At 41.2% G+C, this 23,667-nt stretch carries 21 protein-coding genes and 4 tRNA genes; 19 read left to right on the forward strand and 6 right to left on the reverse strand.

Translation table 11 applies throughout. The features are described 5' to 3' along the window. Positions 1 to 48 precede the first annotated feature (48 nt). Together MTF68_RS00080 and ccoG are read left to right on the forward strand one after the other, a co-directional pair. Positions 49 to 1,467 (forward strand): sigma 54-interacting transcriptional regulator, encoded by a 1,419-nt coding sequence (locus tag MTF68_RS00080; RefSeq protein ID WP_248461284.1) that lies wholly within the window; start codon positions 49 to 51, stop codon positions 1,465 to 1,467. Positions 1,468 to 1,611: 144 nt separating this feature from the next. Continuing rightward, the gene (ccoG, locus tag MTF68_RS00085) at positions 1,612 to 2,994 is read left to right on the forward strand and encodes a cytochrome c oxidase accessory protein CcoG (protein ID WP_248461285.1); all 1,383 of its coding nucleotides are present in this window, start codon (positions 1,612 to 1,614) and stop codon (positions 2,992 to 2,994) included. 18 nt (positions 2,995 to 3,012) lie between these two features. Here the strand turns inward: ccoG and MTF68_RS00090 are convergent, their stop codons facing one another. From MTF68_RS00090 to MTF68_RS00100, 3 genes are all read right to left on the reverse strand, one after another. After that, positions 3,013 to 3,423 (reverse strand): hypothetical protein, encoded by a 411-nt coding sequence (locus MTF68_RS00090; RefSeq protein ID WP_054983642.1) that lies wholly within the window; start codon positions 3,421 to 3,423, stop codon positions 3,013 to 3,015. A gap of 251 nt (positions 3,424 to 3,674) precedes the next feature. Further along, complete coding sequence (locus tag MTF68_RS00095) at positions 3,675 to 4,589, reverse strand: M14 family metallocarboxypeptidase (RefSeq protein WP_024032190.1); 915 nt, start codon at positions 4,587 to 4,589, stop codon at positions 3,675 to 3,677. A gap of 64 nt (positions 4,590 to 4,653) precedes the next feature. Beyond that, positions 4,654 to 5,238, reverse strand: coding sequence for a hypothetical protein (locus MTF68_RS00100; RefSeq protein ID WP_024032189.1), 585 nt, complete (start codon positions 5,236 to 5,238; stop codon positions 4,654 to 4,656). Positions 5,239 to 5,535: 297 nt separating this feature from the next. On the opposite strand from MTF68_RS00100, the gene MTF68_RS00105 reads away from it, so the two are divergent. From MTF68_RS00105 to MTF68_RS00115, 3 genes are all read left to right on the forward strand, one after another. Beyond that, on the forward strand, positions 5,536 to 8,043 hold the full coding sequence (locus MTF68_RS00105) for a UvrD-helicase domain-containing protein (RefSeq protein WP_248461286.1): 2,508 nt from the start codon (positions 5,536 to 5,538) through the stop codon (positions 8,041 to 8,043). Between the two features lie 185 nt (positions 8,044 to 8,228). Beyond that, on the forward strand, positions 8,229 to 9,797 hold the full coding sequence (locus MTF68_RS00110) for a cyanophycinase (RefSeq protein WP_248461287.1): 1,569 nt from the start codon (positions 8,229 to 8,231) through the stop codon (positions 9,795 to 9,797). A 165-nt stretch (positions 9,798 to 9,962) separates the two neighbouring features. Further along, positions 9,963 to 10,211 carry a hypothetical protein gene (locus MTF68_RS00115; RefSeq protein ID WP_004587250.1) on the forward strand — a complete coding sequence of 83 codons (249 nt, stop codon included), beginning with the start codon at positions 9,963 to 9,965 and terminating at the stop codon, positions 10,209 to 10,211. Positions 10,212 to 10,269: 58 nt separating this feature from the next. Here the strand turns inward: MTF68_RS00115 and MTF68_RS00120 are convergent, their stop codons facing one another. The 3 genes from MTF68_RS00120 to MTF68_RS00130 all read right to left on the reverse strand — a co-directional run bounded on the left by MTF68_RS00120 (position 10,270) and on the right by MTF68_RS00130 (position 11,546). Next, positions 10,270 to 10,593 carry a DUF2845 domain-containing protein gene (locus MTF68_RS00120; RefSeq protein ID WP_054983647.1) on the reverse strand — a complete coding sequence of 108 codons (324 nt, stop codon included), beginning with the start codon at positions 10,591 to 10,593 and terminating at the stop codon, positions 10,270 to 10,272. Between the two features lie 89 nt (positions 10,594 to 10,682). Beyond that, positions 10,683 to 10,759 (reverse strand) — tRNA-Pro (locus MTF68_RS00125). A gap of 163 nt (positions 10,760 to 10,922) precedes the next feature. Further along, complete coding sequence (locus tag MTF68_RS00130) at positions 10,923 to 11,546, reverse strand: arylesterase (protein ID WP_024032180.1); 624 nt, start codon at positions 11,544 to 11,546, stop codon at positions 10,923 to 10,925. On the opposite strand from MTF68_RS00130, the gene MTF68_RS00135 reads away from it, so the two are divergent. From MTF68_RS00135 to MTF68_RS00200, 14 genes are all read left to right on the forward strand, one after another. After that, positions 11,547 to 12,260, forward strand: coding sequence for an ABC transporter ATP-binding protein (locus MTF68_RS00135; protein ID WP_004587268.1), 714 nt, complete (start codon positions 11,547 to 11,549; stop codon positions 12,258 to 12,260). Further along, positions 12,250 to 14,751 (forward strand): FtsX-like permease family protein, encoded by a 2,502-nt coding sequence (locus MTF68_RS00140; protein WP_248461288.1) that lies wholly within the window; start codon positions 12,250 to 12,252, stop codon positions 14,749 to 14,751. Before MTF68_RS00135 ends, MTF68_RS00140 begins: the two co-directional genes overlap by 11 nt. Positions 14,752 to 14,879: 128 nt before the next feature. Then, positions 14,880 to 15,404, forward strand: a complete 525-nt coding sequence (ruvC, locus tag MTF68_RS00145; RefSeq protein WP_004587270.1) for a crossover junction endodeoxyribonuclease RuvC — start codon at positions 14,880 to 14,882, stop codon at positions 15,402 to 15,404. A gap of 2 nt (positions 15,405 to 15,406) precedes the next feature. Next, entirely contained in the window at positions 15,407 to 16,024 is a 618-nt protein-coding gene (gene ruvA, locus MTF68_RS00150) for a Holliday junction branch migration protein RuvA (protein ID WP_004587271.1), read from the forward strand. Between the two features lie 7 nt (positions 16,025 to 16,031). Continuing rightward, positions 16,032 to 17,039: a Holliday junction branch migration DNA helicase RuvB gene (gene ruvB, locus MTF68_RS00155; RefSeq protein WP_004587272.1), complete on the forward strand. Its 1,008-nt coding sequence runs from the start codon at positions 16,032 to 16,034 to the stop codon at positions 17,037 to 17,039. A 1,277-nt stretch (positions 17,040 to 18,316) separates the two neighbouring features. After that, on the forward strand, positions 18,317 to 19,021 hold the full coding sequence (gene tolQ / locus MTF68_RS00160) for a protein TolQ (RefSeq protein ID WP_004587273.1): 705 nt from the start codon (positions 18,317 to 18,319) through the stop codon (positions 19,019 to 19,021). After that, on the forward strand, positions 19,008 to 19,439 hold the full coding sequence (gene tolR, locus MTF68_RS00165) for a protein TolR (RefSeq protein WP_004587274.1): 432 nt from the start codon (positions 19,008 to 19,010) through the stop codon (positions 19,437 to 19,439). Before tolQ ends, tolR begins: the two co-directional genes overlap by 14 nt. A 4-nt stretch (positions 19,440 to 19,443) precedes the next feature. Continuing rightward, positions 19,444 to 20,370, forward strand: a complete 927-nt coding sequence (gene tolA, locus MTF68_RS00170; RefSeq protein ID WP_024032176.1) for a cell envelope integrity protein TolA — start codon at positions 19,444 to 19,446, stop codon at positions 20,368 to 20,370. 9 nt (positions 20,371 to 20,379) lie between these two features. Next, positions 20,380 to 21,738 carry a Tol-Pal system beta propeller repeat protein TolB gene (gene tolB, locus MTF68_RS00175; protein ID WP_248461289.1) on the forward strand — a complete coding sequence of 453 codons (1,359 nt, stop codon included), beginning with the start codon at positions 20,380 to 20,382 and terminating at the stop codon, positions 21,736 to 21,738. A gap of 36 nt (positions 21,739 to 21,774) precedes the next feature. After that, positions 21,775 to 22,317 (forward strand): peptidoglycan-associated lipoprotein Pal, encoded by a 543-nt coding sequence (gene pal, locus MTF68_RS00180; RefSeq protein ID WP_004587277.1) that lies wholly within the window; start codon positions 21,775 to 21,777, stop codon positions 22,315 to 22,317. Between the two features lie 13 nt (positions 22,318 to 22,330). After that, a complete protein-coding gene (gene ybgF, locus MTF68_RS00185; RefSeq protein ID WP_004587278.1) occupies positions 22,331 to 23,080 on the forward strand; it encodes a tol-pal system protein YbgF in 750 nt (249 codons plus the stop codon). Between the two features lie 219 nt (positions 23,081 to 23,299). Continuing rightward, positions 23,300 to 23,375 (forward strand) — tRNA-Lys (locus MTF68_RS00190). A gap of 72 nt (positions 23,376 to 23,447) precedes the next feature. Then, positions 23,448 to 23,523: transfer RNA gene (locus MTF68_RS00195), tRNA-Lys, on the forward strand. A 72-nt stretch (positions 23,524 to 23,595) separates the two neighbouring features. Beyond that, a tRNA-Lys gene (locus MTF68_RS00200) sits at positions 23,596 to 23,667 on the forward strand.

Raw genomic sequence — 23,667 nt, forward strand, 5'->3', positions numbered from 1 at the left:
GCGTCACTTTATGGCATAATAATCGTGATATTTCGCGAGGATGATGCAATGATAAAACAATTTTTAAATGACCCCAAACTTTTACTTAATGCGGTAGGAGAGGGCATTTACGGCTTTGATTTATCGGGCAATGCGGTGTTTGTAAACCCAGCCGCTGAACGTATGACTGGCTGGCAAGCCCAAGAACTGTTGGGCAAAAAAATACATCAGTATCACCATCACAGCCACGCCGACGGCTCTCCTTATCCAGCCGATGAATGCCAAATATATTGCACCATGTTTGATGGTAAACGCCGCGAGGTTAAAAACGAAGTATTCTGGCGTAAAGACGGCACCTCGTTTGCAGTAGAATACACATCAACCCCCGTTTACAGGCAGGGTGAGTTAATTGGTGCGGTCGCGGTATTTCGCGATATATCGGCGCAGCAGCAAACCCAAAACGAGCTTAAGCAAGCGCTTGAGCAGGTTAAGCATTTAAGTGAGCAGCTGCAAGATGAAAATAACTACCTAATTGCAGAGCTTAACGAAGACTGGCAAGACTCAGGTTTAGTTGGCCAAAGCCATGTTTTTCAAGCTATGTTGGCGCAAATTAAACTCGTTAGCGAAACCGACAGCACAGTATTAATTTTAGGTGAAAATGGAACCGGCAAAGAGCTGGTGGCGCGTAACTTACACCGGTTAAGTAAACGCAGTAATCAAGCTTTTATAAAAGTGAACTGCGCAGCGTTTACGCCAAGCTTGTTAGAGTCTGAATTATTTGGCCACGAGCGCGGTGCGTTTACCGGTGCAAACGAGCGACGTAAAGGTCGCTTTGAGCTGGCCGACAAAGGTACGCTGTTTTTAGACGAAGTTGCTGAGCTGCCATTAGAAGCGCAAAGTAAATTGCTACGGGTATTACAAGAGCAAGAGTTTGAACGGGTTGGCGGCAGCACAACGCTTAAGGTAAATATTAGAGTATTGGCGGCAACCAATCGCGACTTATGGCAAATGGTGCAAAAGGGCACCTTTCGAATTGATTTATATTACCGCCTTAATGTGTTTCCTATTAAAGTGCCAGCGCTTAAAGAGCGCAAAGAAGACATTCCTTATTTATGCACCAATTTAATTACTCAACTAAATAAACGCTTAGCAAAGCAAATAAAAGGGGTGAGTAAAAAAGCAATTAGCCAACTACAAGCTTATGATTGGCCTGGTAATATTCGCGAGTTACAAAACGTACTAGAGCGCGAAGCTATTTTAACTAAACATACTGTCCTTAAACTGAGTCAGCCATTGCATGGCGATGCAAGCACAGCTGTAAATATATCACTTACGCTTGCAGAGGCGCAAAAACAGCACATTATTGCGGTGCTTGAATTGTCACAGTGGCAAATATCTGGCGATAAAGGCGCTGCTTGCAAATTAGGCTTGCCCGAGAGCACTTTGCGCTCAAAAATGCGTAAACTAGGAATAAGCAAAAAAACGTGATATATCGCGCTATTCGTTAAATATCGCGGATCAATTTTTCCGGTAATTTATAAATGTATTTAATATCAATTGGTTAGTTAAGCTTTCAGCTTGGTCTGAAAGTTGCAAAAGTAGCATTAATACCGTCACTATTAAGTAGCTACTATGAAGTTTGATATTAAAGAAGAAGATATGATCATCAAGCCCTATAACACACCAGGGCCTATTTATATTCGTGAGCAAAAAGGCTTTTACCAACAAATACGCCGTAACCTTGGTTGGTTACTTATGCTTATGTTTATTGCCATTCCTTGGATTCAATACAAAGGTGAGCAAGCCGTACTACTTGATGTAGCCACGCAAAAGTTTACTATTTTTGGTTTAACCTTACTGCCGCAAGACTTTATGATTTTAGCGCTGCTATTTATGGTAGGCGCGTTTGCTTTGTTTTTTGTCACGAATTGGCTTGGCCGCGTGTGGTGTGGCTATACCTGCCCCCAAACAATCTGGATGTTAATGTTTAGTTGGGTTGAGCAACGTATAGAAGGTACTCGTAATCAACGTATAAAGTTAGATAAATCGCCATGGAGTACATTTAAGTGGCGTAAAAAAATAACAAAACACGCTGCGTGGCTTGTTATATCGCTGCTTACTGCAACGTCGTTTATGGCGTATTTTATTCCCGCTAAAAGTTTATACCTTGAAATGTTTACCTTACAGTGGTCGGGCATTACCAGCTTTTGGGTGTTTTTATTTGCATTTTGTACTTATGGAAATGCCGGCTTTTTACGCGAAAAAATGTGTAATGTGGCGTGTCCGTATTCTCGCTTTCAATCGGTGATGTTTGATAAAGATACATTGGTAGTGAGCTACGATGCAAAGCGCGGTGAAAACAGAGGCCCTCGCAAACGCAAAGCTGATCCTAAATCCCTTAATTTAGGCGACTGCGTTGATTGTAATTTATGTGTAGAGGTATGCCCCGCGGGCATAGATATTCGTAACGGTTTGCAATACGAGTGTATAAATTGTGGCTTATGTATTGATGCCTGTGACGACACTATGGATAAATTTGGCTATCAAAAAGGGTTAATTAAATACGCCAGCGAAAAACAGCTAGAAGGTAAAAAAACCAATCCATTTAGGCTTAAATTAGTGGGGTATGGTGTATTAACAGGGGTATTACTTATTTCTATGATTGCGTGGGTATTGCAACGTACGCCAATAGAGGCATCGGTACTGCGTGACAGAAACGCATTATACCGTGTAAATTATGAAGGCTTGGTAGAAAACCCATACACACTCACTATTATCAATAAAACCCAGCAGCCATTGCACTACGGCGTAGCCATTGAAGGCCTACCTGTGGCCACACTTAGTGCGCCAAGCTCTATTTTGGTATTGCCAGGAGTGATGAAAAAAATTCCGGTTACAGTCACCGCCGATGGCTACGACATAGCAACAAAAGTGACCCCAGTTAGCTTTGTTATTACCGCTGTAGAAAACCCTGATATAGCGATTACTAAAACAAGCCAGTTTTATAAAAACTAGCAATGGCTTGGGCTAAAATTAGCTCACGCCATTATTTAATTGCGATGAAATAAAACGTTTTGCAGCATCTAGGTTATCAAATAAACATTGGTTAAAATCTACATCGCGTTTAGCGTTTTGCATTATTCGCTGCATTTGGCTTATAGCAATAGGGGAAGTGAGGACAAATGCACTTATCAAGCAGTTAGTGTGCTGCATATGTGTGCTTATGGCGACCATTTCTTGCTCTGCATCGGGCGTAGCTGCAAGTACACACGATGAGTCGCTTATGTAACCCCATTGCTTACCTTCAAATTCAGCCACTGTATCAAAAAGGGCAGTTTTAAAGTTGGCCAATAGCTCTAGGTCTAAATTTCCGCTAAATTGGGCAATAACTATATTGCCCTCAACGGATAAAGTTACCTCAGCATGCTTATTTTTATACTTCATCGTAGGTTCCTAATTTCAATTAGTTTATAACTTATACCAATTTGCATAATTAAGTTAGCTATCTTGAGGCTAGAAAAACGTGTTGATAGCTTGTCAAAAAATCCGCTATTCAGTTGTTCTTGGCAATTGCTCCTGCATTGCTCTCCCTTCTGCATCCATGCAGTCTTAAATGAAAGTTTTTTAACGAAGGTAGCGACACGTTTAGCCCCAAAAAATGATTACGTATTATTGCACATGGGTATTTAAAGCCCCTAAAGCGACTTTAAATAATCTAACGCGCCGGTAATAACAGCAACTTGCGCTTGAGTACACTGCTCATCTGAGGCAGTTGGGCTATCTGGGTATACTTCGGTTGTCGTTACATAAGGGGCATTGGTAAAGCCCATGCATAAGCCCAATTCGCGTGCTGCGTAATTGATAACGCCAAATTGTTCCTGCGGTACACCAATTAATTGATTGTTTTCATCACTGGGGGCAATGTGCGTCACCTTCTCAACACTATTTAAAATGGCTTTTTGAAACTCAGGTGCTGGTTTTTTGCTATCAGCCACTAAATAAAAACCATCTGGTATGTTCCAGTTGGTGTTAATTTTACCATCGCGAGCCGCCAAAGCAGGTCTAAATTCACTGTTGTCTGTGTCTGTGGTTTCGTGCAGATCAATATGCGCAACTAACTCAGTGTTTAGCGAGGCTACATATTTCATAATAGCTGCAGATTCTTGAGCAGGGCTGTTATCGTAAAAAGAGCGATTTGGATCAATAGCTTCTGGGTTCCAGCGGTTTATGGTTTCAAAACCCCACGGGCTAATACAAGGTGCTATAATAAAGTTAAAACGCGTTGTATAAGGTGCAACAGCGGTTTGAGCAAATGCCAGCGCACCCATAACGCCACTTGTTTCGTAGCCGTGCACACCCCCAGTAATTAACACGGTAGGGCGATCACTTTGCCAATTTTTACTTTTAAATAAATAAAGTGCAAAGCTAAGCGGCGAATAATTTAATTCGCCGTACTGCTCTACATCTAAGAACTCATTAGGCTGGGTAATTTTACTTACTACGAGCTGGTTATAATCGCGCTTTTTTTGTTGAAGTTGTAACCATGCTGCTTTATCACTGTCGTTCCATGGTTTATTAGGGGTACCAATTGGGTATAAAGTGTCGCTCATTGTGTGCCTTTAACTTGTCGCTTTATAAAGGCGTTAGCTTATCGCTGCAATTAACGGCCTGCAACTAGAAATGCTCAGTTACACCTGCCGTGTTTTCGTACAAGGTGGCGTTTTCACGTTTATGTTTTTCAAATAAATACTCACGTAATGCCTCTTTACCACTTTTGATACTGACAATTTTTGCGGCATAGCCTAAATTAGTTTTACGGACTAAATCTATAAGCAGAGTGACTTTTTTCTTATTGGGTAGTTTAAACGTAATATGTTGCGCGTGGGTAAGGCTATAGCGATGATCGCGCGGCTTTAATAGCACGCCACTGCTTGAGAGCGAAAGCACATAAAAGCGCTCGCTTTGTAAATGCAGGTCTGAATAACGCCAGCTTCTGTCTACACCTTCGGTATCTATTACCTCAGGCGCACTCAGTACGGGGTTTAAGTAGCCGTCATCGTTGAGCTTAAACTCAAGCGGAAACCACAACTGATAATGGCCCACCTCAGCTAACATGGTTAATTTAGCGTGAGACAACAAACCTTTTAGTGTATCTGGCAAAGCCGTTTTTAAGCTAAGCTGCGAGTTATCGTTTGTATTGTCCTTGTTACTGCCTACAACAGACGAAATAAAACTTAACTCTTCCTTAGTTAAATCCATATTATTTCTCGTTTAATGAAAGCTTCACATTAAACTAATACAGTGATTTGTTCAATATTTAAGCTGAAAAATTAAACTAATATAAACACCTGTTTAGAGTAAATACTTAAGACGAGTTGATTGTTTTAGGAGGTGTTTAGCGCAGTTTAAACACCCAATGTACACAGCCTATGGGGTCTTTATAAGGCCTGCTTGTACTTGCTTTGGTTAACCACGCAGCCACTTTTAAGGCGGGGCGCGCCTTGGCGTTTAAACTGTGATAAAATTTATTTTTAATTTTAGTTTATTCAAGGTTTTATGGCGCAGTTTATTGCCACTCCAAGCTGGTTAGGACGTTTTTTTACGCGTATTAACACCGTTACTATTAAGCAAAGTTCACTCGTTATACATTTTAAAAATACTACTTCACGCGCCTATTTAATTAGCGACTTTACTAATTTTACACAATTTAAAAAAGGCCTGTTTAGCGGGAAAATAACCCTCAACCATAATAAAAAAACGGTAATTAGCTTTTTAAATAAACAGCAGGCTCAAACGCTTAGTGAGCAGCTAAACAGCGTTTTTGCCAATCACCTAGAAGAAAAAGTGAATACAGCAAAAACGCTTGTAAAACGTTATGCAACAAACGAGTATCTTCGCGACTCAAACGTGCCGTTATTAAAATCGGCGGTGTTTTCACTGGTACAGCAGTACGGCGCAATACCTGCACTATGGCAGCAGCATTTATCGGCCATTAATATTAAGTTTTTAACTATTTTAAGTAGCTCACCAACAGTAGCGCATGCCACAGAGCAGCTACGTAAAAGTTATGAGCAAAAAGCACTAACGGCAAGAGCCGACTTCTATAATGTGGTTGAATCAAACCCGCTTACACACGATCAACGCCTTGCTGTTATACGCAATAACGACAAAAATTTAGTGCTAGCGGCCGCAGGCACTGGCAAAACCTCAGTAATGGTTGCAAAGGCCTTGGATTTAATTGCCCACGGTGGTGTAAAGCCCGAGCAAATATTGATACTTGCTTATAATAAAAATGCGGCAAACGAATTAAATCAACGCTTTAATTTAAGGGCGCAGCAAGCAAACTTAAACGTTACGCCGCCTACTATTTTAACCTTTCATGCGCTGGGGCTTAAGTTACTGCAAAGCGCTAATAAAACACGTAGCTTATCGCCTTTTGCAAACGATGCTATGGCGCTTAATCAATGGTTTACACAGTGGCTTAGTAATACCCTAAAAACAGACTCACGTTTTTGTAAAACTTTTGTTGAGACACTGTATGAACCTACTGATAGCCTCAATACCGAAACTAGAACCGCAACTAAAACCGCCTTAAAAGCACAAACCTATCACACCTTATCGGGGATAAAAGTAAGCAGTTATCAGCACTTATTAGTTGCCAACTGGCTTTATATGTATGGTATTGAACACACTTACCAAAATGATGGCACCGCCGATTTTTACTTGCCACAGCACCAGGTTTACTTGGCGCATTTTGTGACAGATAGGCAAGGTAATTCAGTGCAGCATGCACCTAACTTACACAATAGCGAGCATATTAAATATGTACGCGCGCACCATAAAAAACAGGGTCATGCGTTGGTACAAACATTTCATTATAACTGGCAAGAAGGTCAGCTTGAGCAGCGTTTAAAAGCACAACTACAAAAACATAAAGTACACATTAACCCCGTAGATAACCACGCAGTGTACGAGCGTTTATCTGCGACAGGGCTGTTAAAGCAAAATATAAATAAGTACTTAAACTGCCTAAGCGCAATACGGGGTGAGCAACTATCTAACGCTCAAATAGCAGCGCGAATAGCTAAAAGTGGCATTATTAATCATAAAAGTTATGCAACATTATTGGTGGCAATGCAGCGTGCATACTACGAAAAATTAAAAGAGCAAGATGCTATTGATTTTGACGACATGATTGCAAGCGCAGCTCAGGCGGTTAAATTGGGGGAGGTAAGTGTACCTTGGCGCCATATTTTAGTTGATGAATTTCAAGATATTTCATGCGCACGCATGGCGTTTTTAAATACTTTAATAAAGAGTGGTCCGCAACCTTGTTTTACTGCGGTTGGCGATGATTGGCAGGCTATTTATCGGTTTTCGGGCGGTAATTTGGCGCTCACCACGCAGTTTAACGATTTAATAGGCAGTCATTCACTCACGTTATTGCAAAAAACGTTTAGATATAACAACAGTATTAGTGAGGTAGCGGGGCGCTTTGTAATGCAAAACCCTGAACAATATAAAAAGCACATAACCACACATACGCAAGTAAGCACCCCTCAAGTTGTGTTACTTGACGATTTACACCAAGGTAAAAAGTCAGTAGCACTAAAAGTGCAGCAAATCATAGCCACAATTAATAAAAATAATAACACAGCCAGTATTGCCGTATTGAGCCGTTATCGGTTTATGCTTAATGAGGTAGAGCAGCATTTAGCAGGTAACAACTTTGCTAACCCACTGCATTTTTGGACACTGCATGGCTCAAAAGGACTCGAGGCTGATTACTGTATTATTATAGGTTTTGAGCAAGGCAAGTTAGGTTTTCCAAGCAATAATCCGGGCAATTTACTTGTTGAGGCATTATTGCCCGCACAAGATACCTTTAATCATTCAGAGGAGCGACGTTTATTGTACGTAGGGATCACGCGCGCTAAGCATAAAAGCTATTTAATTGCTCCGCCATCTGCGTGTTCTGAATTTATTAGCGAGCTAATAAACGATAATTACCCTATTGATATAGCCTCTAATTTGTTTGTAAAACAGAGTAAGCTTAATAAGTAAGATTAATGGTTAAATGTAAGAGTATTGGCTGCGTAAAACGCACATCGCGCTTTTTTAACTAGCAGGCAAACTTGCTTTATACACTAATGCCATGTGTCGCAATCATTGAAACCCACATTTACTATTTAGCCTGCCATTACATGCTGTTAAACTTAACGCCTATTTAGATCATTTTTGAGAGCGTTATGCGTACCCGTGCTTTTTTTACTAAGCGAGTGAGCTTTATATTCGTTTTATTTACTTTATTTTCATTTAAAGGGGCTGCCCAGCAGCAAGATCAAACCCTTATTTTAGCCGGTAGTACCATTAATAGTTGCAGTGCTAATACGGCGCAAAGTTGCAATACGCAAAATAACTCAAAGTCACAAAGTGTGTTTAAAGTAACCAATGCTAACCTTGAGCAAATAAATTTAAATTGGCCCACTAACAATTCAAATAACCAAGCAAATGTTTTAAATACCTTACGTGCTCTTAGTAGTAAAAATGCAAACGCAGTCTCTAAAAGTGAGCTGCTTTGGCAATGGCGAGATATAAACAACGAGCAACTCAATAGCCTAACAAAGCAAGAGTTTAACTTTGTGTTTGATATGCTCGAACAACCTCATGCAAACACCACCCCAAAAGCTGAGCCACCAAGCAACGGCATATTGCAATTTATAGCGGGGAGCTTAAAGGTTGCTAACCCAACACCCACCTTATTAATTATTAGCGCAGCCCAGCGCGACCCATACGCACAGGTAGAGGCGCTTAAAACGCTTTTACCAAAAGGTGTAACCAGCCAATGGTTGCCGCTTACACCTGCACTTGCTAAAGCAATTACTAACAATACCTGTAGTGATTTACCGGCGCTGCGTCACTCACAAATGAACCTGTATAATCGCAGCAATGTATACCCCGAGCTCACAAAGGCTGAGCAAACACTTTGTAATAATGGGGTTGAGGCGTTAGTTAATTTAATAAACACCAGCACCGGTGTTTTATTTAGCGACGGCACGGCTAAAAATGCTTTAAAAGCACTGTATGATGAAAATAATACTGCCTACCCCTGGACGAATGCGCTTAAAACTCGCCCTGTTATTGTAGGGCTAGGTGCAGGAAGCAAAATACAAAGCGAAAACATCTATCTCTCACAGCACCAAAGCGAAACGGTATTAAAAGCAAAGCTTGCCCCACAGCCTAATGCACTTAACGGGTTAAACACGTTTACCTATGGGCCACTCAGTACCCGCTTTAGTGAGCAAAATCAAACGCTAAACTTAACGAGTACATTAAATACCGCAAAGCAAAATAACGGTGATATTAAGCACGGTTTTGGTATTGATGAAAACACAGCCCTTGTTGTTATTAAATCCAACAAAGGAAATTTAATGACCGTAATAGGGCAAAGTGGCGTTGCGCATTTAAGTACGCAACAAAAAGCAAGCAGCTATAACTACTCGTACTGGCCTGCTCGCAGTGTAATAGATATTACTAATGCTGGGTTTAAACTTAGCGAGCGGACCATTAGCCAAGCATTAGCGCCTGTTAAAATACCGCCTTTACCGGTGCAGCGTTTTGCCAATATTTTAACCGATTCAAAACTACGCTCGCTTACGCAAGCAATGTGCCTAAGCCAAGAGCAAAGTGCGGTAGGGCAACAAGATGACCTTTTAATAAATTTAACTGCCACAAAAAATACGGATTATTACCGCATTAATACCCAGCCGTATGGTTGCGCATTAAGTAATTTGTCACTGAATGTAGAGCGCTTTTAACCTTAAGCGCTAGTACTAAATATACTTAATAGCCCGATACAAAGGTTTATGTTTATTTTAATCGGCTATAAAATAGCGCCCAAGTAATTTATACCTATTCGCTTAATTTAGTGGTTACGTTTTGCGAATAGGCATTAACCAAGCAGATTTTACAAAGAGCAATTTATGAATAACGAGCACGACATAATCGACAACCTAGCAGAGCTAGAGAACTTTTTAGTAATGGTAGAAAACGGCGGCTTAGGCTTAAAAGGTGTATCGGGTGTAGGTATGGCTACAAGCAATAAAGACGGCAGCCATTTTGTTGCAGTATTTGACGACAAACAACAGTTATTACTGGCGCGTGGCATAACAGCCGAGGTATTTGAAAACGGTAAAGACATGGTGCGTAATGGTGTAGGGCGTACACACTAATAAAAACTAAAAAGCGCCGTATGGCGCTTTTAACTGCTTAAAACTAACTCTAAAATATTTAAAGCCTGTCGACTTGTTTTGAACTAATACTGGTCACAATATTATTTTCAAAACGGATCAATACAATGTACATCCCACCAATTGAACCTTTTAGTTTATAAGTAAACTCTTCTGTTTTAACTAATTTGTCGCCATTACCAATATCAACAGCTTCATTAAGCACATCTTTATAAAGTGGTGCGCCCACTACAGCTACAATGTCAGATTTAGTTTTACCCACACTTAATAGATTTCCGTTTTTAAGTCGAAAACTACCTTGGGCAAACGCAAAGCTTGAAATAAAAAGAGATAAAAGCAGAGGAAACACAATACGCTTTTTCATAAGTCATCCTTAAACACACAGTATTTAATGCTAGGTATACAAGGTTATACAGAAAAATGACAGTGAAAAAGAAATAAAAAGAGGTTAAATGGTCGGTATGGCAGGATTTGAACCTGCGACCCCTGACACCCCATGACAGTGCGCTACCAAGCTGCGCTACATACCGACGTTGTTTGCAATAGTACGTATATTTTATTAAAAATCAATAAGTGATTGTTTGTTTGCGTGTTTATTGTGCAAATGAGCTAAAAAACTTTAAGCTAAGGGCGTATCGCCCTTAGCGAGCATCCGGCGCCAGCGCATGTTAAGCCACCAAAGAACAAGGCGGGCTAATCTTTATTTAGCCATTGGTTGATCGAGTCATACATTTCATCGCGTATCAGCGGTTGTGCTTCTTTATTTGGATGTAATTGATCCCTTTGCATTAAGTTTGGCTTATCTGCCACATTAAGCATAAAAAAGTTAAGTAAATGAGCATTTGTTTTTTCACTTACTTGTGTAAAACTGTCAGTGAACATTTTACTGTAACGCGGCCCGTAATTAGGGGGAATATAAATTTCCATTAACGCGACCATGGCATTTTCAGCTTGGCTTTTTTCGATTAAATCCGTTAAGTTGGCCTGCATTTTTGTTACCGGAAAACCACGCAATCCATCATTAGCACCAAGCTCAATAAGTACATGGCTTGGTTGGTATTGCGCCAGTAAGGCATCTAGCCTGCGTAAAGCGCCACCGGTAGTTTCGCCACTAATACTGGCATTAATTAGCTCTATATTACGCTGCTCTGCATCGTATTTATCTTGTAACAATTTAACCCAGCCTTGCTCTTGTTTAAGCCCATAGGCTGCACTTAAACTGTCTCCAAGTATTAAAATCGTGTTGTCGGCCGCCGCACTAAGTGGTTTGATAACTAAAAATAAAACGAATACAAAACGTAGGATTGAATGAGTCATATGTCAGCGCTTTCTCAATTAAATATTATTCAAGTAAATGGTTTGTCTAAAGTAGTTTCTACCTTCGAAGGTGAGTTGCCCATCCTCAGCGACATCAGCTTTAATGTCAAGCATGGCGAGTCAGTAGCTATTGTTGGCACCTCTGGCTCAGGAAAATCCACGTTATTAAGTTTATTAGCGGGGCTAGATACCGCCAGCAGTGGTGAAATTACCCTTGATGGCGAGCCGCTACATAAATTAGATGAAGAGCAACGCGCGGCATTGCGTGCTGAAAAAGTAGGTTTTGTATTTCAATCTTTTATGTTGGTACAAAGCTTAACCGCACTTGAAAACGTGATGCTGCCGGCAGAGCTTGCTGGCGAAAGCGATGCCAAAGAGCAAGCTCTTGCCCTATTAGAAAAAGTGGGGCTGAGCCATCGTATTGATCATTACCCATCGCAACTCTCTGGTGGTGAGCAGCAACGTGTAGCCATTGCCCGTGCCTTTATAGGCACACCTAAAATTTTATTTGCCGATGAGCCTTCTGCAAATTTAGACAGTAAAAACGGCAAAATGGTGGAGTCACTATTATTTGATTTAAACCAGCAGCACGGCACAACGCTAATTTTAGTAACTCACGATGAAGCACTCGCGCAAAAGTGCCAGCATATTGTACAAATTGAAGCGGGCTGCTTAGTTAAAAACTCAAAAGAGGACGTAGCGAATGTGGGCTAAGTTAGCACTTAAATTATTTGCGCGTGAATTTCGCCGCGGCGAACTTACGGTAATTAGTGCCGCCATTGCGCTGGCGGTATTAACGGTGCTTACACTGTCTATGGTCACTGAGCGAATAGCACAAAGCATAGCGCAAAAAAGTAGCGCGTTTATTGCCGCAGATAGAGTACTGGCAAGCGCCCATGAGCTAGATACGGCGTTTATTAGCAAAGCCAAACAAGAAAACTTACAAACTGCGCAAATGATCTACTTTGATACCATGTTATTTGCCAACGACGAGATGCAATTTACCTCGGTAAAAGCGGCATCTAACGAATACCCGTTAAAAGGCGAGTTAAAAGTAAAATCATCGTTGCTTGGCGAAACACAAGTAGCGCAGGGCGGCCCAAAGCCTGGCAATGTGTGGCTAAGTGAATCGGTTTTTTACAGCTTAAATATTGATATTGGCAGCCAAGTAGAGCTAGGCGCAGCAGTATTTAATGTAGAAAAAGTGGTGGTTGAAGAGCCAGATGCGCCGTTTAATGTATTTTCGAGCAGCCGCAGAGTGCTTATAAATATTGCTGATGTTGCAAAAACTGAGGTTATTCAACCTGGCAGCCGAGTAAATTATCGCCAACTCTATGCAGGCGATGAATCAGATATAACGCGGTTTTATGAATGGTTAAAGCCGCAAATGGCTGAAAATCAACGTTGGTATGGCGTAAAAGATAGGCAGTCGCCCATATCAAATAGCTTAAACCGTGCAGAAAGTTTTTTATTACTGGCCGGTTTGCTGGGCATTATTTTGGCTACGGTTGCTATTGCTGTGTCTGCAAAGCGTTATTGTGAGCGCCAATACGACCCCGTAGCAATGATGAAAACACTTGGCGGAAGCCGTGCATTAATTCGTAAAATATATTTTATGCACTTACTCATGGTGTGTGCTTTAGCGGTTATTGTGGGTTTAGCCATAGGCTACAGTTTACAAGAAATAGCCACTGGTTATTTAGCAAAAAGCATGGATATGAGCTTACCTGCCGCCGGGTTTAAACCTTGGCTGGTGGCTATTAGCACAGGTGTTATATGTGCGGTTATGTTCTCTATTAAGCCACTGCTTGATTTATTTGATATTCCACCGCTTAGAGTATTACGCCGTAATTTAGGCGACAGACTAGCGGTAAGCCGTGTGCACTTAGGTTTAAGCGCGCTTACGGTGTTTTTATTAATGTGGTTATTTAGTAATAACATTAAAATAACGCTTATTTTATTTGTCTCTACGCTTGCTTTGATTGCGGTTTTGTTTGTTATTTCAAAACTAATATTTGGCGGTGGTCGTAAATTAGGTTTAAAACCAGGCAATAGTTGGTCGTTAGCTATTGCTTCTATACAAAAGCGTGCCAACGTAAATGCGGTGCAGCTTATTAGCTTTTCATTGGCGATAAAATTGCTATTGTTTTTGATTGTGCTTAAAAATGACATGATCTCAGATTGGCAGTCTCAATTACCCGCCGATGCACCTAATGCATTTTTAGTTAATATTACGCAAAACGAACTAGAGCCTGTAAATAATTACCTAGCAGAGAACGATATTTTAGTTTCGGATTTTTATCCAACCATTCGTGGGCGAGTAAATGCGGTAAATGGCGAGCTTGTTGCGCGTAAAGTGTCGTTGCAAGATAACGAGAAAAAAGATGAAGAAGCGCGCTCAGGCATTGGCCGTGAGCTTAACCTAACCTGGCTTGATAATGTGCCAGCCCAAAACGAAATTGTGCAAGGGCAGTGGTTTGGCGAAGGCGCAGTGGGTGAGGCATCGGTTGAGGAGTCTATGTTGGAGCGCCTAGACGTAGAAATAGGCGACACTTTAACATTTTTAATTGGTGCGCAATCATTTGACGCCAAAATTACCAGTGTGCGTAAAGTAAATTGGGCTACGCTAAAACCTAACTTTTTTATTATTTTAAGCCCCGATGTGCTAAAAGATTTTCCGGCAACGTATATTTCATCTGTGCGTATAGAGCCAGATCAAAAGAAAGCGTTTAGCCAGTTACTGCGCACTTATCCAACCATTACCGCCATCGATGTAGATAACTTTGTTAAGCAAATACAATCAACCATTGAGCAGGTGTCGTTAGCTATTGGCTTTGTGCTTGCAATTGTGGTGTTGTGTGGCGCATTAGTGCTTATATCTCAGGTGCAAGCGAGCCTTGGCGAGCGAATGCAAGAAATAGTAATACTGCGAACTTTAGGCGCCAAAGGGCGGTTAATAAAAAATGCGACGCTTTATGAGTTTTTGCTATTAGGTGGCTTAGCTGGGTTTGTAGCCGCATTATTTAGTGATGTAGCCTTGCTGATAGTTCAGCAGCAAATGTTTGACTTAGCCGGTAAATTGCACCCGGCAATTTGGCTAATAGGGCCTGTGTCGGGCGGGGTGTTTGTAGCCGCGCTTGGCTACTTTATGATTGCCCGTAAACTTAAACAAAATACCCAAGGCTTAGTACGTGCTTTAGCCTAAGCTATACTTTTAACGCCAAACGCCCGCACTAAGTTGCGGGCGTTTTTGTTTTTACTCGCCACTGGTAATTTATACAGTGCTCTGGCATTATTACCGTTATTGAAAAATAACAATAATGAGTGTGCTGTTTGGCCATTATTTTAGGGATAGACCCAGGTTCGCGTTTAACCGGTTATGGTGTGGTTGCGCATCAAGGTGCTAAATTTACCTATTTAGGAAGCGGGTGCATTAAATTAGCCGAGCATGAGTTCCCCATACGATTAAAAATGATCTACCAAGGGATCACGCAAATAATAGAGCAGTTCTCCCCCGAAACCTTTGCCATAGAAAAAGTATTTATGGCGCATAACCCGGATGCCGCGCTAAAACTTGGTCAAGCCCGAGGAGCCGCCATAGTGGGAGCCTCTATGGCCGACTTACCCGTATTTGAATACTCAGCCCGGCAAATTAAACAAGCCGTGGTAGGTAATGGCGGCGCCGATAAGTCGCAAGTGCAACACATGGTAAAAAATATTTTAAAATTACCTGGCACACCGCAAGCCGATGCGGCCGATGCGCTTGCTATTGCAATTTGCCATGCGCACTCAGAACAAAATTTAATAAAACTAGCGGGTAGCGCAAGCAAAACCGTTAGAGGACGTTTAAGGAAATAAATATGATTGGCCGTTTAAATGGCACTTTAGTTGAAAAGCAACCGCCTGAAATTTTATTAGAAGTAAGCGGCGTAGGCTACGAAGTACAAATGCCCATGACCTGTTTTTACGACTTACCCAATATTGGCGAAAACGCCATAGTGTACACACACTTTGTGGTACGCGAAGACGCACAACTATTATTTGGCTTTAATAATAAAACCGAGCGCGCGCTTTTTAGAGAACTATTAAAAGCAAATGGTGTGGGCCCTAAACTAGGCTTAGCTATTTTATCGGGCATGTCGGCGCAACAATTTGTTAGTTGCGTAAACAACGAAGATGCCACAACATTGGTTAAATTACCGGGTGTGGGTAAAAAAACCGCTGAGCGTTTAGTGCTTGAAATGAAAGACCGCTTAAAAGATTGGGGTAACGACTTATTTACGCCATATAGCGATAACGCCGTTATAGAGCCTCCTAGCGATGCAACAATTGCCAATAATGCCGCAGACGATGCAGTATCGGCACTTGTCGCGCTTGGTTATAAATTGCCACAGGCGCAAAAAGCAGTAAAATCGGTAAGTAAACCCGATATGTCTACTGAGGTTCTTATTAAAGAATCTTTAAAATCAATGTTGTGAGTAACCCATGATTGAAGCTGATCGTTTAATTGACGCGAGCGAAAAAACCAACGAAGACACCATAGACCGCGCAATAAGGCCCAAGCTTTTAGCCGACTACAAAGGTCAGCCGCATGTTAAGCAGCAAATGGAAATATTTATAGAGGCAGCGCGCAGCCGCGGTGAAGCGCTGGATCATCTATTAATATTTGGCCCGCCGGGCTTAGGTAAAACCACGCTTGCTAATATTGTTGCCAATGAGCTTAATGTAAGTATTAAAACCACTTCAGGCCCAGTACTTGAAAAAGCCGGCGATCTTGCTGCATTACTTACCAACCTTGAAGAAGGCGATGTGCTGTTTATTGATGAAATACACAGACTCAGCCCACAAGTTGAAGAAATACTTTACCCCGCAATGGAAGATTACCAACTCGATATTATGATTGGTGAAGGCCCCGCTGCACGCTCTATTAAATTAGACTTACCGCCGTTTACGCTTATTGGCGCGACAACACGCGCAGGCTCACTTACCTCACCACTAAGAGACCGTTTTGGTATAGTGCAGCGCTTAGAGTTTTATTCGGTAGCTGACTTATCTCATATAGTGGGGCGCTCTGCACATTACCTAGATTTACAAATGTGCGACGATGGCGCTACCGAAATTGCAAAACGCTCACGAGGCACACCGCGTATAGCAAACCGCTTATTACGTCGTGTGCGCGATTACACGCAAGTAAAATCAGATGGTACAGTAAATGCCTCCGTTGCCGAGCTTGCCCTTGATATGATTGACGTAGATAAAAGCGGGTTTGATTACATGGACCGTAAATACTTACTTGCCATTATCGAAAAATTTATGGGTGGGCCTGTAGGGCTTGATAATTTAGCCGCCGCCATAGGCGAAGAAAAAGAAACCATTGAAGATGTGATTGAGCCGTTTTTAATTCAACAAGGTTTTATACAGCGCACACCGCGCGGGCGAATTGTATCTGACAATGCGTATCATCACTTTGGTTTACTCCCAAAACAAGATTAACCCCTCTTTAGCCTGTTACAGTAAATGTAGCGGGCTACTTCCTCTGTTAAATGTAATACCAATTTGCAATAACACTTAATCATTTTGCGAGGCAAACGTGTCGCTACCTGTGTTAAAAACTCTCATTTACGACTGCAAGCAGAAGGTAGAGCAGTACAGGAGCAATTGCCAAGAACAACTAAATAGGAATTTTTTGCCTAGCTATCAACACGTTTTTCCAGCCTCAACATAGCTCACTTAATTAAGAAAATTAGTATAGTTTTTTAAAACTTACTCAGCTTTCATCCACTTTGTTGCAAATGTAACCAATAAATTAAAATCGTTTTGTAATTCACTTAACGTTAAGACTGGCGTGGCTATGCTGCGTACCATTAAAACCAGTTAGCTTTAAAACAGTAGCAACATAAGAGATTAGACGTGGCGCTAATTGTGTTAATAAGTTTTACCTTGTTATAAACATGCTTTTTACTGAAAGTAGATAATTTAATGATACGAGCGGGTAAAAAAAGATAGTAAATACACCGTTGGCAATTAAACAGATTGTGTAATTTATACTTATTGCATGCCAAGTTGGCGGTAAAATTTAGGCAAAAAAAAGCCCGCATATAATGCGGGCAAACAACAAGTTGAAGGAAGTAATCCAGGGAACTACGTTTTACTTAATCAGGTTTTATCCAAAAAGAGTAAAACAATGTAATACGATTAAAAATCCTATTACTAAGAACTTGGCTTAATGAAAAATGTTTCATTCAGTGCGTAAGCTCGGTATGGGAGAATAATACGGAATAAGCATTTTTTGTTCAAACTAGAAAATTTAAAATTTCAGATAAGAAAAACTAATCTGATGAATTTTTTTGTTGTTCGAAACTTGTACGTTAATTATTCGTTAATTTTATAAGTGGCTGAAAATTAATAAATAACTGGTCTGAGCTGTATTGTTACAGTATTAGTTATATTAGTACATGCAAAGTGGCTTGAATTACTTTTGCGTGCTTATGCACTTTTTATGAATAAACGGTGCGTTTTATTAAGTTTACTGCGTATATTTACGCACTTTTGTAGTATTAAGTTGTGTTTTACTAAACGCGGTAGTCGCGTTTTAGAAACAAACGAGCGATTAAGCGTATGTTTAACGTTTTTTGTTGCCAATTCATAGCAATATCGTTGTCAGTAAACCCTTGACTCGATACACTAGATGCAACTTATGGCCGTTACAATGGTCTTATTTACACAAAATAACCAAATTGACGTTTTTTGAAATTATTTAGGAGTTTAACGTGGGATCAGGGCTTAATTTTTTAGATCTAATTCTAGAAGCCAGTTTGCTTGTGCAGTTAGTAATGCTAGCGCTAGTAGCAATGTCTGTTATGTCATGGGCAATTATTTTTCAGCGCAAAAAAGCAATTAGCGACGCCTTGTCTGATGCAAAAAAATTCGAACAAAAATTTTGGTCAGGTATCGACTTAAGCAAACTATACAACGAAATCTCATCACGTAGCGGTCAATCTCATGGTATTGAAGCGTTATTTACATCAGGCTTTAAAGAGTTTGCACGCCATAAAAAGAACACCTTTCAAAGTGCTGGCATTGTAATGGAAGGTACACATCGCTCTATGCGTGTGGCACTGTCGCGTGAAATCGAAAAACTAGAATCGAGCTTATCGTTTTTAGCGACAGTGGGTTCAATTAGCCCATATATCGGCTTATTCGGTACGGTGTGGGGTATTATGAATGCCTTTATTGCACTTGGTGAAGTGAAGCAAGCAACATTACAAATGGTAGCGCCAGGTATTGCTGAGGCACTTATTGCAACGGCAATGGGCTTATTTGCGGCTATTCCGGCTGTTATTGCGTATAACCGCTTTGCTAATAAAGTTGAAAAACTAGAATCACACTACATCAACTTTATGGAAGAATTTGCCAATATTTTACACCGTCAAGCAGCTACCCAAATAGAGGCTAAAGCGAATGTATCAGCGTAAGAAGCGCCGTCCGGTCGCAGAAATTAATGTAGTACCTTACATTGATGTAATGTTGGTATTGCTAATTATATTTATGGCAACAGCACCGCTTATTACTCACGGTGTAAAAGTTGATTTACCAAAAATGGAAGAGTCGGATTTAGTTGATACTAAAGACACGCCGCCCATTATTGCCTCAATTGACTCGGCAGGTAAGTACTATGTAAGCATAGGGACTGATCCAGAAGAGCCAATGGAAGCACTTGATGTGGCCGCGGTTATTAAGCTACAGCTAATGAAAAACCCTGATGTACCAGTAATGATTAAAGGCTCTGGTAAGGTTTCTTACCAAGAAGTGTTGTTATTAATGGACTTTTTAAAGAATGCTGGCGTACCATCTGTGGGTTTAATGACAGAATCCTTTGAGGGGACACAGTAGTAACATGAATAGTTCTATAATCAAGTCAGTACTTTTACATTTAGGTTTAGGGGGCTTTTTGTGGGCAACTGCAAATATACACCCACCGGCACCTAAAGTAATGGAAGTGACTCTTAATTCGGCTATTCCTGAGCCTGATAATGCGGTTTCGGCGGTCACGGTTGATCAAAAACAAGTTGAGCAAAAAATTGCTGAGCTACAAAAAAAAGAAGATGCTAAAAAACGCGCTGAAGATAAACGCATTCGCGACTTAGAACGCAGAGCCGCCAATGCGCGTAAACAGCGTGAAGCCGAAGCGCGTAATATTAAAAAGCTAGAGCAACAACGCAAAGCAAAAGAGAAAGAAAAAGCACAAGCTGAGGCTGAAGCTAAAAAAGCGCGCGAAATTGAACAAAAAGAGCGTGCTAAAGCAAAACAAGCTGAAAAGCAAAAGCAAGAGGCTGAAAACGCCGCTAAAGCTGCTGCAGATAAACGCAAAGCAGAAGAAGAGGCACTAAAAAAAGCCGAAGCAGAGCGTAAAAAGCGTGAAGCAGAAGCTAAAGAACGTGCAAAAGAAGCCGAGCGTAAACGTCAGCAAGCACTGCAAGAGCAAATGTTACAAGAACAACTTGCTAAAGAGCAGGCTGCACGTAGTAAAATACGCCAACAGCAAGTAGTGAGCGAAGTTGATAAGTACCGTGCTTTAATTATGGCGCGCATTCAGCAAAACTTACTGATTGATGAAAAAATGAAAAACCAACAGTGTCGAGTAAATATTCGTCTTGGGTTTAATGGTTTAGTAACGCAAGTTAAATCGTTAGGGGGTGATAAGCTAGTGTGTGAAGCTGCACTTAGAGCTGTGCGCATGGCCGATACATTACCTGTATCTAAAGACAAAGACGTATTCGAGCAACTTAAGAATATTAATTTAACAATCAAGCCAGAATTTTAAAGGAATGATATGTTCAGCAAAATTAAAGTAGCCTTTGTAGTTATATTATTAGGATTTCAGGGTGTGGCAAATGCGGCACTTGAAATTGTAATAACTGAAGGTGTAGACGGCGCACGTCCTATTGCCATCGTGCCTTTTAAATACAACGGTGTTGGCCCAATTCCACAAAAATTGAGCGATGTTATCGCTGCCGATTTAATGCGCAGTGGTAAGTTTAAACCGGTAGATGTAGCACAAATGCCACAGCTTCCTAATAAAGACGGCGACATTGACTACGCAGCATGGGTAAACCAAGGTGTAGAAGCGGTTGTAGTAGGCGAGGTAGAGCAGCAAACTGATGGGCGTTACTTAGTACGCTACGAATTAGTTGATGTTATTCGTGGGCAAATTACCGGTGGCCAGACTCAAATGATGAGCAGCGGTAAACTAGTAAAAAGCCAAGATCATATTTTAGAAGCGCGCGAAAGCGTAATTGGCGAAAGTGGCTTTCGCCGTTATTCACACCGCATAAGCGATGTAGTATATGAAAAGCTAACCGGTGAAAAAGGCGCGTTTTTAACTAAAATTGCTTATGTGATCGTACGTGAAGACCAAGCTAAGCCATACCAATTAGTGGTTGCCGATTACGATGGCTTTAACGAGCAAGTATTATTGCGCTCAAAGGAGCCGTTAATGTCGCCAGCTTGGTCACCAGATGGTACTAAGCTTGCGTATGTAACGTTTGAAAACCGCCAAAGCCAAATTTACATTCAAGACCTATACTCAGGTAAGCGTGAGCTGATCACTAGTTACCGTGGTATTAACGGTGCACCGCAATTTTCACCCGATGGCAAAAAAATGTTATTGGTGCTTTCTAAAGATAAAACAGGTGCAACCGAAGTTTACGTTTTAGATTTAGCAACCCGTAAAGAAACACGCCTTACACGCCACCGTAGTATAGATACTGAACCATCTTGGTATCCAAATGGCCAGGATATTGTGTTTACATCTGAAAGGGGTGGTAATGCCCAGATTTATAAGTTAAATTTAAGAACTGGTAGGTCACAACGATTGACCTTCGACGGCGATATGAACCTAGCGGGTTCTATAACGCCAGACAGTAAAGAATTAGTGATGGTTAACCGTACCAACGGGCAGTACCATCTTGCTAAGAAAGAGCTGGCTACAGGCGCGTTTCAAGTATTAACGCGAACTCGCCTTGATGAATCACCGAGCATAGCGCCAAACGGTTCGATGATCATTTATAGCACGCTTCATAATAATAAACAGGTACTCGCGCTGGTATCGATGGACGGTCGCTTTAAAGCACGTTTACCCGTGCTAGACGGACAAGTAAAGGCGCCAGCTTGGTCGCCATATTTACAGTAATATTTGCTGGTTTACTCAAAAATAGGAATCTACTCAATGCAACTTAACAAAGTACTTAAAGGCCTGCTAATCGCTGTGCCAGTAATGACATTAGCCGCTTGTAGCTCATCTTCAGATATTGATGAAGGCGCAGCTAACCAATCAAATCAAAGTGCAGTTGAGCAATCAACAAACACGGATACAGTTGAAGTAGCAACAATTTCACCTGAACAACAAGCAGAAGAGCAACTTCGTCAAAAGTATGAAGCGCTTCGTCAAGAACAAATTATTTACTTTGACTTTGACAAAGCAACTGTTGAGAACAAGTACGCAGAATTACTTCGTGCACATGCTGAGTTTTTAGTTCAGAACCCTTCAGTAAAAGTATTAATTGAAGGTCACGCTGATGAGCGCGGTACGCCTGAGTACAACATTGCACTAGGTGAGCACCGTGGCCAAGCTGTAGAAAAATACCTGCAAAGCTTAGGTGTTTCTGCTAGCCAAATGTCAGTAGTTAGCTACGGTGAAGAGAAACCAATGGTTAAATCTCGCACTGAGTCAGCTTTCGCTAAAAACCGCCGTGCGGTACTAGTTTACTAAGATAAGAGATATTATGAAGCCGAAAATTATTTTGGCAGCCATGATATTGAGCGGGAGCACCCAAGTTTTGGCTGCTCCCGCTCCTGTTTCAGAAGCTGCAAGTTCACAGTCGAGCATAGAGAAGCGTTTAGCGTCACTAGAAAACATGATGCAGTCGCGAAACTTATTACAAGTTGAATTACAGCAACAACTTAATCTACTTCAAGATGAAGTAAGCCAAATTCGCGGTGTTACTGAAGAGCAAAGTTATAAACTTGAAAAAGTACTTCAGCGCCAGCGTGAGCTTTATCAAGAAATAGAAAACCGCGTAAGCCAAGCGTACACACAACCCGCTGCTGCGCCTGCAACCGATTACACGCAATCGAGCGACGCACAAACCTATAGCAGTGACTTATCTGAAAACGAAGCGTATGAGCGTGCAGTAGCGCTAATAATGAAAGATAAACGTTACGACCAAGCTATTCCTGAGTTTCAAACATTTTTAACAACCTATCCTAATTCTGTGTATGCCTCTAATGCACATTATTGGCTTGGGCAGTTGCTGACCATTAAAAATGATGGTGTAAAAGCAAGTGAGCATTTTAAAGTTGTGGTTAATGAGTTTCCTAACTCAAATAAACGACCAGATGCCATGTTAAAGTTAGGCACGCTTTTACAAGAGCAAGGCCTGAATCAAGAGGCACAAAAAATATTGGGTGATCTAATTAACCAATATCCAAGTACAACTGCTGCAAAACTTGCAACCGAGCGTCTAGCTAATTAGGACGCATTTAAGCGGTGTATTTAAAGCTCAAACTACATAGAAATACTCGGCGAATCTTGTATTTGCATGTAGTTTGAGCGCAAACGCTTTAATTTTGCTCACCTAGGCATAAAAACTGAAAAAAAGAGACATTTTCGGTTGCACTCATTTTATAAATAAGTATTATAAGCGCCCGCAGCAAACGAATGGTTACCCCACTCAAAATGCGGCAAAAAGAGCGGGTCATTAGCTCAGTTGGTAGAGCAGTGGACTTTTAATCCATTGGTCGATGGTTCAAGTCCATCATGACCCACCATTCTTTATTTAGGTAAAGTTTGGTTCAATCGGCGGATTTACGCAGCTCACTTAAATAGTAAGCACACAGAGCGGGTCATTAGCTCAGTTGGTAGAGCAGTGGACTTTTAATCCATTGGTCGATGGTTCAAGTCCATCATGACCCACCATTCTTTATTTAGGTAAAGTTTGGTTCAATCGGCGGATTTACGCAGCTCACTTAAATAGTAAGCACACAGAGCGGGTCATTAGCTCAGTTGGTAGAGCAGTGGACTTTTAATCCATTGGTCGATGGTTCAAGTCCATCATGACCC

The organism is Pseudoalteromonas sp. 2CM37A (genome assembly GCF_023161885.1).
GTDB classification, from domain to species: Bacteria; Pseudomonadota; Gammaproteobacteria; order Enterobacterales; family Alteromonadaceae; genus Pseudoalteromonas; species Pseudoalteromonas atlantica.

Coding starts and splice junctions, on each gene's coding strand:
- MTF68_RS00080 (WP_248461284.1), top strand. CDS start 49: ATGATAAAACAATTTTTAAATGACCCCAAACTTTTACTTAATGCGGTA.
- ccoG (WP_248461285.1), top strand. CDS start 1,612: ATGAAGTTTGATATTAAAGAAGAAGATATGATCATCAAGCCCTATAAC.
- MTF68_RS00090 (WP_054983642.1), bottom strand. CDS start 3,423: ATGAAGTATAAAAATAAGCATGCTGAGGTAACTTTATCCGTTGAGGGC.
- MTF68_RS00095 (WP_024032190.1), bottom strand. CDS start 4,589: ATGAGCGACACTTTATACCCAATTGGTACCCCTAATAAACCATGGAAC.
- MTF68_RS00100 (WP_024032189.1), bottom strand. CDS start 5,238: ATGGATTTAACTAAGGAAGAGTTAAGTTTTATTTCGTCTGTTGTAGGC.
- MTF68_RS00105 (WP_248461286.1), top strand. CDS start 5,536: ATGGCGCAGTTTATTGCCACTCCAAGCTGGTTAGGACGTTTTTTTACG.
- MTF68_RS00110 (WP_248461287.1), top strand. CDS start 8,229: ATGCGTACCCGTGCTTTTTTTACTAAGCGAGTGAGCTTTATATTCGTT.
- MTF68_RS00115 (WP_004587250.1), top strand. CDS start 9,963: ATGAATAACGAGCACGACATAATCGACAACCTAGCAGAGCTAGAGAAC.
- MTF68_RS00120 (WP_054983647.1), bottom strand. CDS start 10,593: ATGAAAAAGCGTATTGTGTTTCCTCTGCTTTTATCTCTTTTTATTTCA.
- MTF68_RS00130 (WP_024032180.1), bottom strand. CDS start 11,546: ATGACTCATTCAATCCTACGTTTTGTATTCGTTTTATTTTTAGTTATC.
- MTF68_RS00135 (WP_004587268.1), top strand. CDS start 11,547: ATGTCAGCGCTTTCTCAATTAAATATTATTCAAGTAAATGGTTTGTCT.
- MTF68_RS00140 (WP_248461288.1), top strand. CDS start 12,250: ATGTGGGCTAAGTTAGCACTTAAATTATTTGCGCGTGAATTTCGCCGC.
- ruvA (WP_004587271.1), top strand. CDS start 15,407: ATGATTGGCCGTTTAAATGGCACTTTAGTTGAAAAGCAACCGCCTGAA.
- ruvB (WP_004587272.1), top strand. CDS start 16,032: ATGATTGAAGCTGATCGTTTAATTGACGCGAGCGAAAAAACCAACGAA.
- tolR (WP_004587274.1), top strand. CDS start 19,008: ATGTATCAGCGTAAGAAGCGCCGTCCGGTCGCAGAAATTAATGTAGTA.
- tolA (WP_024032176.1), top strand. CDS start 19,444: ATGAATAGTTCTATAATCAAGTCAGTACTTTTACATTTAGGTTTAGGG.
- tolB (WP_248461289.1), top strand. CDS start 20,380: ATGTTCAGCAAAATTAAAGTAGCCTTTGTAGTTATATTATTAGGATTT.
- pal (WP_004587277.1), top strand. CDS start 21,775: ATGCAACTTAACAAAGTACTTAAAGGCCTGCTAATCGCTGTGCCAGTA.
- ybgF (WP_004587278.1), top strand. CDS start 22,331: ATGAAGCCGAAAATTATTTTGGCAGCCATGATATTGAGCGGGAGCACC.